Genomic DNA, 12,308 nt, shown 5'->3' on the forward strand with positions numbered 1-12,308 from the left:
CTTTTCAATCACGCCATGCCCAAGATGCGACGGGCCTGTGCCAACGTCTCAGCCGTTAGGTTCAAAGGATTTGGCTCTTCGACTGGGGTCTCCGGCGCAATTTCCGGCTCCGCGTCTACCGCAGTAATGACCGGGGTCGCAGGGATTTCAGACAAGGGTGCTGGGGTGGCCACAGCCACCGGGGCGATGTCAGAGGCAGGTGAGGGCGTCTGTATTATCGGTGCCTTCAGCTCGCTGCTCTCAAAACCGACGCCCATCTGGTGTGGCAGGTGCAGGGCGAAGGTGGCACCGCTTTGTGGCTCGGACTCCAGCGTGATCCAGCCGTCGTGCAGCTCGACCAACGCCTTGACCAGCGCCAGCCCCAGACCCGGCCCGCCGCGTTCGCGCCCGACAAAGCGGTCGAAGATGTGCGCCTGCGTATGGTAGGGGATGCCGCGGCCCGTGTAGCCGATCTCCAGCGTGAGCGTGTCGCCTTCCTTTCGGCTGCGAATGGTGATCTGGCCTTCCTGTGCGGCGTTGCGCAGAGCGTAGTCCAGCAGATGATCCAGCACCTGCCCCAGACGTTGCTGATCGGCGCGGATCAGGGCGCGGGTGTCGAGCCCCACATAGTCGAAGCGGATGCCCTTGGCGCTGAGCGTGTCGGCCTGACGGCCCAGTGCGGCGGCCACGGTCCGCGACAGATTGAAATCCGACGGCGACAACGACATTTCACCGGCGTCGATCTGTGCCATGTCAAGCACGTCGTCGATGGAGCGCGCCAGTTCCTGCGACGCGGCCTGAATGGCATTGAGGAAGCCCCGGCGCCGGATTTCGGCGGGGTCGGCCTCGGCGGCATTGGCCTGCCGTTGCAAAAGGTCAGCATAGCCGACAATGGTGGTCAGGGGCGTGCGCAGCTCATAGGAGACATTGGCGACGAAATCGCGCTTCAGGCGCACCGACTCGGTCAGGGCCACATCGCGTTGTTCGATGGCTTCTTCCAACGCGCGGCGGTCGGTAATGTCGCTGAATGCCACCAAAGTCGCCCCGTCGGGCAGGGGCTGGGTCCGCCATTGCGCCAGACGCCCGTCGGAGGTGCGCACTTCACCCAGCTGCGGCGCACGGGCCAAGGGATCGATATCGGTGACGCGCGCTTTCAGTTCGGCCCAGAAGCCGCGATCGTGCACCAGCGGCAGGCACAGGGCCGTCAACTGCCCGAAGTCGGAATTGACCGCCAAGTCGTCGGGCGACAGGTTCCAGAAAGCATCAAACGCAGCATTGCGCAGCCGCAGGCGACCATCGGAGCCAAACACCGACACGGCATCGGTGAGCTGATCGAGAGTGGCACGCTGCACCTGAATCAACGAATTGAATTGCGCCTTGAGCGTCAGTTCGCCGGTCTTGTCCGAGAACAGCAGCAACAATCCGCCCAACGGGTGCGGCTGACGCACGACACGCAGAGATCGACCATTAGGCAGCGACCACATCTCGTCCGGCGCGGCCTCGCTCAGGCCATAGAATTCAAGCTCCTGTGCCTTCCACGTCACAAAGTCCGAGGTCTCGGGCAGCTTGCGCTTTTGCCGCAGACGGTCGAGCAGTTCGCCGTGCGTTGGGCGCTCGGCCAGCCAGGCCGGCTCCAGATCCCACAGGATTTCAAAAGCGCGGTTATGGAAGGTCAGACGCTTTTCCGGGCCGAATATGGCCACCGCGTCTTCGAGGTGATCCAGCGTATCGTCGTGCGCCTTGGCGTGGCGTTTGAGCGCCTCACGGCTTTCCTCGGATTCGGTGACATCCAACGCGTAGGCGCAGACATAGGCGTCGCCCAGAGGCTCGGCCACCACCTGAAAAGCACGGCGCTGGCCGTGGATAGTCAGCCAGCGGAAACCCTCGCGTCGCACGTGCTGCTCGGCGGCTTCGACTACCAGCGCCTCGGCAGAACGGTCGAGCCCCAGCTGTTCGCTTCGCGCCTGCTCGACATTTTGGGCATCGACCGCCTTCAGCCAGGCGGCATTGGCCCACACCAGTTGCCCGTCACGCACCACCCAACAGGGGGCGGGGATCAGGTCGGCCATGCGGGCGAACGGGCCGGACGACAAGGAGGTGTGCTCGCTGGCAATCGCCAGTCGCACCCACGCCGTCGCGCCTGTGGCCCGCCCTTCGACCAGCAGGGTCAGCCCGGACGTCTTGCTCCCCATCAGGCTGCGCGGGGCTTCGGTAAACACTTCAAACCGGCAGGGCTGACCTTCGGCGATCAGACGTTTCAACGCCTCGGCGGCTTCCTTGGATGACCCGGCCAGTCCTTCGATGACGCGCGGCGCGACCTCTTCGGAAAAGGGAATCCGGAAAGCGTCGGCGATGGTTTTCAGCGTTTCATCGCCCCATACAAGGCGCACTGTCTCGCCTTCGATGGCGACAAAGGCTTCATCAAAGGCCAGCGTGGCGGCGTCCAGTTCCCCTAGAACCGTATGCTGTACGTCAAGGCGGGATTTGTAGCCTTCGCTGAGCTTCGTCAGCCGTGCTCGAAGGCGCCAGGCCAGAACCGTGGTCGAAAAGGCCAGCGCAGTCGCGCCGGCAGCGGCGGCAAAGGCAATGGTGGCAACGGTCATGCGGCGGCCCGGATCGAATCACTTAAAGGCCCATACTAATGCAAAGCGATTCGCCTCCCAAATGAATATGGCAACTCGGAGTCAAGTAAGGTTTAGAGTCCGCGCATAGATATAGGAGGCAATGACCACGATCAGAGCCGAGCCGATCCCAGCGCTCAGAAACACCCAATGCAGATAAAGGGTTGGCACCATCAGCGCCGCGCCCAGCATGATCACGCCTGCCATCATCATCACCGGTCCGGCCAGTCGATGCGTCTTGTGCCACACCCGCTCGTCTGAAAGGGTCCACGGCGTGCGCACCCCCACCAGATAGTTATGCTGCGCCTTCGGCATGAAATTGCCAATCAGGATGAACAGCAGGCCCGGTCCCAGCAGCAGGGGTTGCACGGACAAGGCCCAGCCGAGCGCGTGGCCGACGACGAACAGATGTCCAAACGCCAGAAACACCACGGTGCCGATCCAGCTTACGGCATAGACCGAAGCCGATCGTTCCAGCTTGCCCGTTTTGGGCTGCATATAGGGCAAAGCCCACATGAGCAGCGTAATAGCGGCCAGTATCAGGGGCATGACCATCAGAGCCTGATCGCGCGGCATAAAACCGTTAGCGGTCCCCGAAAGGTCGAAATGTGTGCCCACTAGACCCTCCGGAATCTGCGGCCGCGCCCACAGGCTCAGGCCCGTTGTGACGGCGATCATCAGCAGGCTGAACAGTTTGGAAACCGGCCATTTTGCGTCTTTTGTCATGCCCTGTCTTCCGCGGCGCGCGGGCGAGGCGCCGGCGCGTCTTGCCCTATGCGAAAGGCGCTCATCAGCGACATCACCGCCTCTTCGAGCACCGACAGGTTGAGACGGTAGATCAGGGTCGTGCCTTGCCGTGTTACATCGACCAGCCCCGCGGCTTTCAGCGTTGCCAGATGCCCCGACAGGGTGGGTTTGGACACGCTTACCCGCTCGGCAATCTCGCCGGCGCTCATCTCGCGTTCGCGCAGCATTTCAAGAATGTGCCGCCGCGTCGGGTCGCTCAGGGATTTATAGACTTCCGACATAGACGCCTCTTGTTTGGCTATTTTGTTAAATGCCAAATTACAAGGGCGCTGTCAAATACACCCTAATCTCATCGCTGTGTATTCTTTTTGTTCCGGTCAGGCTTTTGTTAAGGGGCGCGAACCTATAGAATGGCCTCATGCCCGCTACTGCCTATCCCATCGCGCACAACGCGCTCGACGTCGTCCTCAACTGGAGTGGGGGCGGGCTGGCTTTCGCCGAGCGCGAACGGGCGGCGAGGGAGGGCTGCGGCAAAGACGTGACCTTTGTGCGCGAAACGCTCGATCCGGGCTTTCCCAGCGAGGAGGCGGCTAGGGCGCAGTATGAAACCCTGCTGACGCAGCCGTTTGCGACCCTGATCTGCACCTTTGAACGGGTACAAAAGCCGCGCCGGGTTGAGCCACTGATGCGCGATGGCCGTCGCTGGCCCAAGCCCGAAGCGGCTCCCGTGGCGCAATGGAAGCTGTGCGTCAGCTACTGGAAAATCGGGACGGTGCGCCCTGCGCCCAAACCCTCATCGGCCATTACCCCGCACCTTCAGGCGCGCGCGGTGCGCAAAAAGGCGCTGGATGTGCCGCTGACGCCGGAAGAGGTTCAGGCTCTGGCCCATGCGCCGCTGATGGCCTATCGCCCGCAAAAGGCGCTGGACATGGGCCTGTTCGAATTCGTGCTGCCGGAAAACCCCGATATCATTATCGCGGACGAGTAGCCCAACCCCGAGGCGGTAGTCTTTGCCCCTCCGTGCGCCTCGTCTACTTCGGCGCCTTTTTGGCCAGAATGCGCTGTAACGTCCGCCGGTGCATGTTCAGGCGGCGCGCCGTTTCCGAGACATTCTGATTACATAGCGCATAGACGCGCTGAATATGCTCCCAGCGCACGCGGTCGGCCGACATGGGGTTTTCGGGCGGGGCCGGGGCGTGGTCTTCGACCGCCAGCAGCGCTTTGACAACGTCATCGGCATCGGCGGGTTTCGACAGGTAATCCACCGCGCCAGACTTCACCGCGGCGACCGCAGTGGCGATATTGCCGTAACCGGTCAGCATAATGGCGCGGGCATCGGGGCGTTTGGCGTGAAGCGCTTCAACGGCCTTAAGTCCATTGCCGTCTTCCAGGCGCATATCCATCACGCCGAAAGCCGGCGGACTGGCCTCAATAACTTTCAAGGCTTCGGCCACGCTTTCGACCGCGGTGACGCTGAAGCCTCGCGACTCCAGGGCGCGCGCCAGACGCTGACGAAACGGCGCATCGTCGTCAAGCAGCAGCAGGGTGCGGTCGGTCAGTGTGGCAATCTTCTGCTCGATGGCGGTTTTCACATCATCCATGACAAGCTCCTTATTCTACGGGTTAATCTCTGGATAGCGGTGCGATGTCACCGCCAAAATCTCTGGATACGATCACATCTATCTGTTCGCGCCGCCAAAGGGCGCGCACATAAGCGCCGCCGGTATCGCGATTGCCGTAGGTGACGCTGGCCCCCGTATGCTCCAGCAGGGTCTTGGCAATAAAGAAGCCCAGACCCATGCCGCCGTGCATAGATGTCTCCGGCCGCGCGTCGTGGCCGCGCGTCGAAATATAGGGGTCACCGACGCGCGACAGGATTTCCGGCGCAAAGCCAGGCCCATCATCTTCGATCGACAGGGTGACATAGGCCTTGCGGATACGCACACGGACCCAGACAGCGGTGCGCGCAAAATCCACGGCGTTCTCGACAAAGGCCCCCAAAGCGTGCAGCCATTCCGGGCGGCGCTTGATCGACACATACTGGCCGGGGTCTTCGCCATCGGGCACTTCGTCCATACTGATTTCGATATGGATGGCCTTGCCCTCGTTGCGGAAGGGCTGCACCGCCTCTTCGAAAAACACACGCAGCGGCATCTGGTCGTGGACCTGATCGCGGGTTTCCGGCCGGCGGGCGAGGTTTTTGAGGATGTCACGGCAGCGCTGGCTTTGTGAGACCAGCAGTTCAGCGTCTTCGTAGAGCGCCGTGCCGGGTTTCAGGCTGCGCAGCATTTCGCGCGCCACCACCTGAATGGTGCCTAACGGTGTGCCCAGTTCATGCGCCGCCGCCGCCGCCAGTCCGCCCAACGCCGACAGGCGATGTTCCTTTTCCAGAACGGCCTGCGTGGCCGCCAGGGCCTGCGCCATGCGTTTAGACTCCAGCGCCGCCTGCCACGTATAGCCCGCCGTGAAGACGATACCGATGATAACGGCCGCCAGAAAGCCCAGACGGTAGATTTGCGGCAGGTGAAACGCCTGTCCTTCGGGCCACGGCAGGGGCAGCGACCAAAAAGCCATGGCGCAGGTGGCCAGCACGGCCACCGCCACTACGCCGAAGCCGTAGCGTGTCGGTAGGTTGGCCGCGGCCACGGTCGCCGGGGCAATCAGCATCAGGCAGAAGGGGTTCTCGAGCCCGCCCGTTACGGCCAGAAGCGCTGCCAGTTGCACGCAGTCAAAGCTCAGTTGCAGGGCCGCGTCCCAGTCGTCGAGACGCTGCCGACGGTCATTGAACGTCAAAAGCAGGTTGAGCCATAGGCTGGCGGCGATCATGGCCAGACAGGGCCACAGGTTCAGTTCATGACCAAAGCCCAGCGACACCACGCCAATCATCACGCTCTGGCCCAATATGGCCAGCCAGCGCAGACCGACCAGCGTGCGCAGCCTCAAGCCATCGGCCCCGTGCGACAAGGGTACAGGTGAAAAGTCGGCCCAGGAAAAGGGCGTGCGATCTTTTGCCGCAGCCGGGGGCGCGGTGAAGGACGACAGGAAGCTGATAATCCGTTGGCGCACGTTGCGGGTTCGCCTATAGAACTTGCGGGTGTGGCCCCTTTATGCGCCTTTGTGCCGCATGACCATGTGACACATTTGCGCATCTGAGACTAAGGATAGGCATAGGATGAATCGCACACGTCTGACAATCATTGCGGTATTGGTGATCGGCCTCGGCGCGCTGGCGGTCGCCATGTGGAGTTCGATGCTGGGGCAAAAGCCGGTGGCGAGCCGCAGTATCGACTCGGCCTACAGCATCGGCGGGCCGTTCGCTCTGACGGATCAGTATGGCAAGCCGCAGACGGAAGCGATTTTGAAAGGCAAATGGACGGCGGTCTTTTTTGGCTTCACCTACTGCCCCGACATCTGCCCGCTGACCCTGCAATCACTCGATCAGACGCGCAAACAGCTGGGTAAGGACGGTGACAACCTGCAATTCGTCTTCATCACGGTCGATCCGGAACGCGACACCCCCGGCGTGATGAAGGCCTATCTGGACTCCGGCGGCTTCCCCAAAGGCGTCATAGGTCTGACCGGCACGCCGGAACAGATTGCGGCGGCCGCCCGCGCTTATCGTGCCACCTACAAAAAGGAGGGTGAAGGCAAGGACTACACGATGAGCCATACCTCGGTGGTCTATCTGATGAATCCGCGCGGTGAATTCGCCGAGCCTCTGGCGCATGGCCTGCCGCCCGAAAAGGCCGCCGAGGTGGTCCGTCAGGCGATGAAGGCATACTGAAAAGCCTTTAGTCATCCAGACCCAGACCATCCATTATCTGCGGGAGGCACTTTTCGATGCGCGCTTCCCGCGTTTTCGACTGCTTGGCTGAGGAAAAATGCAGCAGATAAGCGCGCTGACGTCCCGGCGTCAGGCGCACGAACGCCTCTTTGAGTGCTCTATCGCCGTCAAGACGCGCGCGAAACTCGTCTGGCATCGCAAAGGCCTCGGTCTTTTTAAAATCGACCTTCAATCCGGCCCGTTCCACCGTAATTGCGGCATCGATATAGGCCTTCAACGTCGCCGCCTTGTCCGTGATCTGATCAAGGCAGGTAAAGCGAATCTGGCGCGCCGACTGCACATTCTCGGTCTGCTGGATCAAAAGACCTTGTGGATCGGGCATCAGCGCGCCCTTCATAAATAACAGGGCGCAATAGTCCTTAAAGCCGTGCATCAGCACCACATTGGCCTTGCCCAGCGTATAGCAGGGCTGCCCCCATTTCAGGTCTTCGTCTAACGGGGCCTGACGCAGGAGGGCGCGCAAGGCGTCAAACTCAGCGCGCCAGCGCTCGGCGCGCTGCATAAAGGCGTCCACGTTGGGGTTGGGTGCGTTGTCCATCCTGTTGCCTCCCGGTTTCAATACAGATAGCATCACCGCAAATCGGGCCCAAGGGTGGACCTCTGTGCACTTTCACGGCTTTTTGTTTCGCATCTGCGAAGAGAAGACTCGTAACCTCTTGGCAGCATCCTTATGTTAGCCTTGTCATCACGACAGACGACACGAGTTTTTTGCAATGCTGTACCTGCTGCATGAGATGGCCTACTACTCCGCCGGTCCCTGGCGCGCCGTGGCGCAGGCCAGCCGCGACTTCTGGGGTAATAAGGCCAACCCGATTTCCGATACTGAATTCGGGCGCAAGATGTACGCGTCGGCGGAGCTGTTTAGCACGGTGACCCGTCGCTATGGCAAACCCGACTGGCGTCTCGACAATGTCGAAATCAACGGCACGTCGGTGCGGGTTCAGGTGGTTGAGGACTGGGCCTCGCCGTGGTGCAAGCTGATCCGTTTTCAGCGCGACCCCACTGATCTGCGGCGTGCCGGGGTCAAAAAGCCCGCCCCCGCCGTGCTGGTCGTGGCCCCCCTGTCGGGCCACTACGCCACCTTGCTGCGAGGTACGGTGCAGGAATTCCTGCTGGATCACGACGTCTATGTCACCGATTGGGTCAATGCACGCCAGGTGCCGGTGCTGGAAGGGCGTTTCGACTTCTATAGCTTCATAGACCATGTGCGCGACATGTTGCGGGCCATCGGCGCGCGGGCGCACGTCGTGGCCGTCTGTCAGCCGGGGCCCCCAGTGCTGGCCGCCGCCTGCCTGATGTCAGAAGACAAGGACCCGCTGCGTCCAGCCTCCATGACCTTTATGGGCTCGCCGATTGACGCCCGCTACAATCCGACCGTGACCAATGATCTGGCGCAGGAAAAGCCGTTCACCTGGTTCAAATCGAACATGGTCCACACCGTGCCGCCACCCTATCCGGGCGTAGGCCGTCGCGTCTATCCGGGCTTTGTGCAGCTCTATTCTTTCATGAGCATGAACGAAGAACGGCATAAGGACGCCCACTGGGCCTATTTCAACTCGCTGGTCGATGATGATGGCGACGGCATCGAAAAGCACCTCGAATTCTACGATGAGTACCTGTCGGTGCTAGACCTGACTGAGGAATTCTATCTTCAAACCATCGATCTGGTGTTTCAGAAGTTCGCCCTGCCCAAGGGGGAGCTGATCCATCATGGCCGCCCGGTCCGCCTTGAGGCCGTGACGGATATCGCCCTGATGACCGTCGAAGGTGAGAAGGATGACATTTCGGGTGTGGGTCAGACTCAGGCCGCCCATGAGATGTGCAAGAACATCCCGCAGGAGATGCGCGAGCTTTATGTGCAGCCCGGCGCCGGCCACTATGGCGTGTTCAATGGTCGCCGTTTCCGTCAGGAAATCTATCCCCGTATCCGCGACTTCATCGCCCGCAGCGAGGCCGCACTTTAAGTGCTGGGACTGAAAAGGGCAAAACCAGCCTATGAGGCGGGTCAGGTCATTGACTGCGGTGACTTCCGCCTGCGCCTGAAAGTCAATGCCCGCGCCCGCCGTATCTCTTTGCGCATAGACAATAAGACGGGTGAGGCGGTGGTGACCGCGCCACGTGCGCGGGATCTGGCGCAGGCCGTCGACTTCGCCCTTAGCCGCGCTCAGTGGATTAGCGAGCATCAGGCGGCGCGGCCCGACAGGCTGTTATTCACCCCCGACAGTGATATTCCCTATCTTGGGGCGCAGCTGCGTCTGGTCCACTCAGGCAATGCGGCCGCCGCGCGCATGGTAGGCGGGGTCCTGACCGCAGGTGGTGAGGGCGAGGCATTCCACCGCCGTATTGAGCGCTTTTTGCGCAAAGAGGCGCTGGAATTTGCCCAGACCCATACGGAGATCTATGCGCAAAGGCTCGGCTATGCGGATGTGAAGGTGTCGCTGTTCGACGCCAAGGGCCGGTGGGGCTCCTGCACGCCTGGCCGCAAGGCCATCCGCCTGAGCTGGCGGCTTATCCTCGCGCCGGAGCCTGTCTTTGCCTATGTCTGCGCCCATGAAGCGGCGCATTTGCGTCATCCCGACCATTCCGACCGCTTCTGGGCTGAGGTCGTAGGGCTTTATGGCGATTATCGCACCGCCCGACGCTGGCTTAAGACCGAGGGCGTTCAGCTCTTCGCCTATGGGGCTTGACTTCGGATTATAACACGCGTACTTAACCAACAAGTTATTTAACAGTTCGGTTAAGTTTATGCACGCGTCTCCCGACCACCTGTCTGTGACCCTCAATGCCCTGGCCGATCCGACGCGCCGGGCTATTCTGGCGCGGCTGTCACTGGGCGAAACGACGGTCAATGATCTGGCGGAACCTTTCGACATGAGCCTGCCGGCGGTGTCCAAGCATCTGAAAGTGCTGGAAAAGGCCGGGCTGATCAGCCGGGGCCGTGAAAAACAATGGCGGCCGTGCCGACTAGAACCGGAACCGCTAAAGGAGGTCGATATGTGGCTCGCCAAGTATCGCGCCATGTGGGAGGCGCGGCTTGACCGGCTGGAGGCCTATCTGACCCAGCTTCAGGCCGCCGTCGATACGCCTGCGCCGCCGGTGGCCCAAGACAAACCCGATGATACCCAGAAGGATGACCGCACATGATCACCCTGGCCCCCCGCCGCTCGGCCATGCTTTCGGATTTCGAGGTGACCTTCCCCAGCGAAATCGACATCGTGATGTTTCGCACGTTCAAGGCCCCTCGCGCTCTGGTCTGGGAGATGTGGACGAATCCGGAGCACGTGCGCCAATGGTGGGGCCCGCACGGTTTCCACAACGACACCTGTGAGATGGATGTGCGTCCCGGTGGCCGGTTTCGCCTTGGCATGGCGGCCCCGGATGGCACGCCCTGCCCCTGCGAAGGCACCTTTGTCGAAGTCGTTGCGCCGGAACGGCTGGTCTATGAGGGGATGCCGCACGTGCATCCATGCGGTTCCGGCCTGCCGCCGGAATCGCGCGTCACCCTAACCTTCAAGGAAGAGGGGGAGGGGACACGCCTGACCCTGCACGCGCGCCTTCTGTCGCCGGAACGCAAGGACGCGGCCATTGAACAGGGTTTTGCCATCGGCTGGGCCGATGCCTTTGAACGCATGGAGACTTTGATGTCGGAACAACCCGCCGGGTTTGAGATCGTCACTTCGCACCGTTATGCCGCGTCCCCTGAAGCCCTGTTTGCGTTGTTTGCCGATCCGCAGCACCTTAAGCAGTGGTGGGGACCGGACGGCTTTACCAACTCCATCCCGGTGTTTGAATTCCGCGAAGGCGGCGAATTCCGCATCATCATGCACGGCCCGGACGGTCGCGATCACGACAATCACAAGCGCTTTGTCGAAATTGTCGAGAATGAACGCATCGTCTTCGACCACCTTCAGCCGACCCATCAGTTTCGTATGTCGGTCGAATTCATCCCACACGGCGAACATACTGACATGATCTGGCGCATGGATTTTGCACCCTCCGAACAGGAGGAGCTGCTCAAGACCTTCATTCCGCAGGCCAATGAACAGAACTTCGTGCGTCTGGATACCTATCTGAAAACCGGGACACTCTGAGGGGGCCTATGCTAACGTTTATTCTGGGTATGGTCGGCCTTGCTATTGCCGGGGTGTTGCTGGTCGCAGCCTTGCGGCCCAACCACTTCCGAATTCAGCGCACGACGACTATCGCGGCGTCGCCGGAGGCTATCCATGCCGAACTGGAGGATCTGCGTCGCTGGCAGACGTGGTCGCCGTGGGAAGATATCGACCCGGCGTTGCGTCGTACCTATAGCGGTCCTGCCACCGGCACGGGGTCTGTCTATGAATGGGCGTCGGATAATGCCAAGGCTGGTGAAGGCCGCATGACGATCATCGAAGCCCGTATGCCGAGCAAGCTGGTCATCCAGCTTGACTTTATCAAACCCATCCGCGCCACCAACACCGCCGAATTCACCTTGCATGCGCAAGAGGGCGCTACTGTTGTGACCTGGGCCATGTATGGGCCATCCCCCTTTGTCTCGCGTCTGTTCGGCCTGATCTTCAACATGGACAAGATGATCGGGGCCGATTTCGAAAAAGGCCTGTCACGCCTCAAAGCCATGACAGAAAACCGATAAACCCCACAGAGGAGAACGTGCCGTGCGTATTGATGTCTATCTGAGTTTCAATGGCCAATGCGCCGAAGCCTTCGCCTTTTATCAGTCCGTGCTGGGCGGTGAACTGATGACCTTCCCGTTTGCGGCGGCACCCGACATGCCCGTTGATCCGGCTTTAAAGGATTGGGTCATGCACGCCACGCTGAACACGGGTGACGGGATCATTCAGGGCGCGGACTGCCCGCCGGAATACGGGCCAGCCAACCCGTCCGGCTTCTGCGTGTCCATTCAGCCGCCGACCGTCGAAGAGACGCAGCGCATCTGGGACGGCCTGACGCAGGATGCCAGGGCGGTCAATATGCCGCTTGCGCCCACCTTCTGGTCGCCCCTGTTCGGCATGTTTATCGACAAATATGGCCAGCCGTGGATGATCAATACGGTGGCCGATGAAGCCTTCGTGGCGGCCAACACCCCACAATAAGAACACTCACAAAACAAGAATCCC

Annotated in this window: 14 protein-coding genes; 8 read left to right on the top strand and 6 right to left on the bottom strand. The window is 61.1% G+C overall.

The window, feature by feature from the left end; genetic code table 11:
- Window positions 1-8 precede the first annotated feature (8 nt).
- The 3 genes from ASTEX_RS01050 to ASTEX_RS01060 all read right to left on the bottom strand — a co-directional run bounded on the left by ASTEX_RS01050 (window position 9) and on the right by ASTEX_RS01060 (window position 3,628).
- Window positions 9-2,582 carry a PAS domain-containing sensor histidine kinase gene (locus tag ASTEX_RS01050; protein WP_013477749.1) on the bottom strand — a complete coding sequence of 858 codons (2,574 nt, stop codon included), beginning with the start codon at window positions 2,580-2,582 and terminating at the stop codon, window positions 9-11.
- A gap of 81 nt (window positions 2,583-2,663) precedes the next feature.
- Window positions 2,664-3,326, bottom strand: a complete 663-nt coding sequence (locus tag ASTEX_RS01055; RefSeq protein WP_013477750.1) for an SdpI family protein — start codon at window positions 3,324-3,326, stop codon at window positions 2,664-2,666.
- Window positions 3,323-3,628, bottom strand: coding sequence for an autorepressor SdpR family transcription factor (locus ASTEX_RS01060; protein WP_013477751.1), 306 nt, complete (start codon window positions 3,626-3,628; stop codon window positions 3,323-3,325). The genes ASTEX_RS01055 and ASTEX_RS01060 overlap by 4 nt, the downstream gene beginning before the upstream one ends.
- A 137-nt stretch (window positions 3,629-3,765) precedes the next feature.
- On the opposite strand from ASTEX_RS01060, the gene ASTEX_RS19125 reads away from it, so the two are divergent.
- Window positions 3,766-4,335 carry a hypothetical protein gene (locus ASTEX_RS19125; protein ID WP_013477752.1) on the top strand — a complete coding sequence of 190 codons (570 nt, stop codon included), beginning with the start codon at window positions 3,766-3,768 and terminating at the stop codon, window positions 4,333-4,335.
- Window positions 4,336-4,378: 43 nt separating this feature from the next.
- Here ASTEX_RS19125 and ASTEX_RS01070 read toward each other — a convergent pair whose 3' ends face one another.
- Together ASTEX_RS01070 and ASTEX_RS01075 are read right to left on the bottom strand one after the other, a co-directional pair.
- Window positions 4,379-4,948 (bottom strand): ActR/PrrA/RegA family redox response regulator transcription factor, encoded by a 570-nt coding sequence (locus tag ASTEX_RS01070; protein WP_013477753.1) that lies wholly within the window; start codon window positions 4,946-4,948, stop codon window positions 4,379-4,381.
- A 22-nt stretch (window positions 4,949-4,970) separates the two neighbouring features.
- A complete protein-coding gene (locus tag ASTEX_RS01075; RefSeq protein WP_013477754.1) occupies window positions 4,971-6,413 on the bottom strand; it encodes an ActS/PrrB/RegB family redox-sensitive histidine kinase in 1,443 nt (480 codons plus the stop codon).
- 106 nt (window positions 6,414-6,519) lie between these two features.
- Between ASTEX_RS01075 and ASTEX_RS01080 the strand changes: the two genes are divergently transcribed.
- Window positions 6,520-7,131, top strand: coding sequence for an SCO family protein (locus ASTEX_RS01080; protein WP_013477755.1), 612 nt, complete (start codon window positions 6,520-6,522; stop codon window positions 7,129-7,131).
- Between the two features lie 7 nt (window positions 7,132-7,138).
- On the opposite strand, the gene ASTEX_RS01085 is transcribed toward ASTEX_RS01080, so the two are convergent.
- Entirely contained in the window at window positions 7,139-7,729 is a 591-nt protein-coding gene (locus ASTEX_RS01085; RefSeq protein WP_013477756.1) for a YdeI/OmpD-associated family protein, read from the bottom strand.
- Window positions 7,730-7,904: 175 nt separating this feature from the next.
- Here ASTEX_RS01085 and ASTEX_RS01090 point away from each other — a divergent pair, with 175 nt between their 5' ends.
- From ASTEX_RS01090 to ASTEX_RS01115, 6 genes are read left to right on the top strand one after another with little or no spacing between them, the layout of a single operon-like run.
- Window positions 7,905-9,155: a polyhydroxyalkanoate depolymerase gene (locus ASTEX_RS01090; protein ID WP_013477757.1), complete on the top strand. Its 1,251-nt coding sequence runs from the start codon at window positions 7,905-7,907 to the stop codon at window positions 9,153-9,155.
- The gene (locus ASTEX_RS01095; protein ID WP_013477758.1) at window positions 9,156-9,878 is read left to right on the top strand and encodes a M48 family metallopeptidase; all 723 of its coding nucleotides are present in this window, start codon (window positions 9,156-9,158) and stop codon (window positions 9,876-9,878) included.
- A gap of 58 nt (window positions 9,879-9,936) precedes the next feature.
- On the top strand, window positions 9,937-10,335 hold the full coding sequence (locus ASTEX_RS01100; RefSeq protein WP_013477759.1) for an ArsR/SmtB family transcription factor: 399 nt from the start codon (window positions 9,937-9,939) through the stop codon (window positions 10,333-10,335).
- Window positions 10,332-11,282: an SRPBCC family protein gene (locus tag ASTEX_RS19130; RefSeq protein ID WP_013477760.1), complete on the top strand. Its 951-nt coding sequence runs from the start codon at window positions 10,332-10,334 to the stop codon at window positions 11,280-11,282. The genes ASTEX_RS01100 and ASTEX_RS19130 overlap by 4 nt, the downstream gene beginning before the upstream one ends.
- Window positions 11,283-11,290: 8 nt before the next feature.
- Window positions 11,291-11,824 (top strand): SRPBCC family protein, encoded by a 534-nt coding sequence (locus ASTEX_RS01110; RefSeq protein ID WP_013477761.1) that lies wholly within the window; start codon window positions 11,291-11,293, stop codon window positions 11,822-11,824.
- Window positions 11,825-11,846: 22 nt separating this feature from the next.
- Entirely contained in the window at window positions 11,847-12,284 is a 438-nt protein-coding gene (locus ASTEX_RS01115; RefSeq protein ID WP_013477762.1) for a VOC family protein, read from the top strand.
- Window positions 12,285-12,308: the final 24 nt, after the last annotated feature.

It is taken from the genome of Asticcacaulis excentricus CB 48 (genome assembly GCF_000175215.2).
In the GTDB taxonomy this organism is placed as follows: domain Bacteria; phylum Pseudomonadota; class Alphaproteobacteria; order Caulobacterales; family Caulobacteraceae; genus Asticcacaulis; species Asticcacaulis excentricus.

Bases quoted from the DNA above. Each gene is read 5' to 3' on its own strand.
- ASTEX_RS01050 (WP_013477749.1), bottom strand. From the start codon at position 2,582: ATGACCGTTGCCACCATTGCCTTTGCCGCCGCTGCCGGCGCGACTGCG.
- ASTEX_RS01055 (WP_013477750.1), bottom strand. From the start codon at position 3,326: ATGACAAAAGACGCAAAATGGCCGGTTTCCAAACTGTTCAGCCTGCTG.
- ASTEX_RS01060 (WP_013477751.1), bottom strand. From the start codon at position 3,628: ATGTCGGAAGTCTATAAATCCCTGAGCGACCCGACGCGGCGGCACATT.
- ASTEX_RS19125 (WP_013477752.1), top strand. From the start codon at position 3,766: ATGCCCGCTACTGCCTATCCCATCGCGCACAACGCGCTCGACGTCGTC.
- ASTEX_RS01070 (WP_013477753.1), bottom strand. From the start codon at position 4,948: ATGGATGATGTGAAAACCGCCATCGAGCAGAAGATTGCCACACTGACC.
- ASTEX_RS01080 (WP_013477755.1), top strand. From the start codon at position 6,520: ATGAATCGCACACGTCTGACAATCATTGCGGTATTGGTGATCGGCCTC.
- ASTEX_RS01085 (WP_013477756.1), bottom strand. From the start codon at position 7,729: ATGGACAACGCACCCAACCCCAACGTGGACGCCTTTATGCAGCGCGCC.
- ASTEX_RS01090 (WP_013477757.1), top strand. From the start codon at position 7,905: ATGCTGTACCTGCTGCATGAGATGGCCTACTACTCCGCCGGTCCCTGG.
- ASTEX_RS01100 (WP_013477759.1), top strand. From the start codon at position 9,937: ATGCACGCGTCTCCCGACCACCTGTCTGTGACCCTCAATGCCCTGGCC.
- ASTEX_RS19130 (WP_013477760.1), top strand. From the start codon at position 10,332: ATGATCACCCTGGCCCCCCGCCGCTCGGCCATGCTTTCGGATTTCGAG.
- ASTEX_RS01110 (WP_013477761.1), top strand. From the start codon at position 11,291: ATGCTAACGTTTATTCTGGGTATGGTCGGCCTTGCTATTGCCGGGGTG.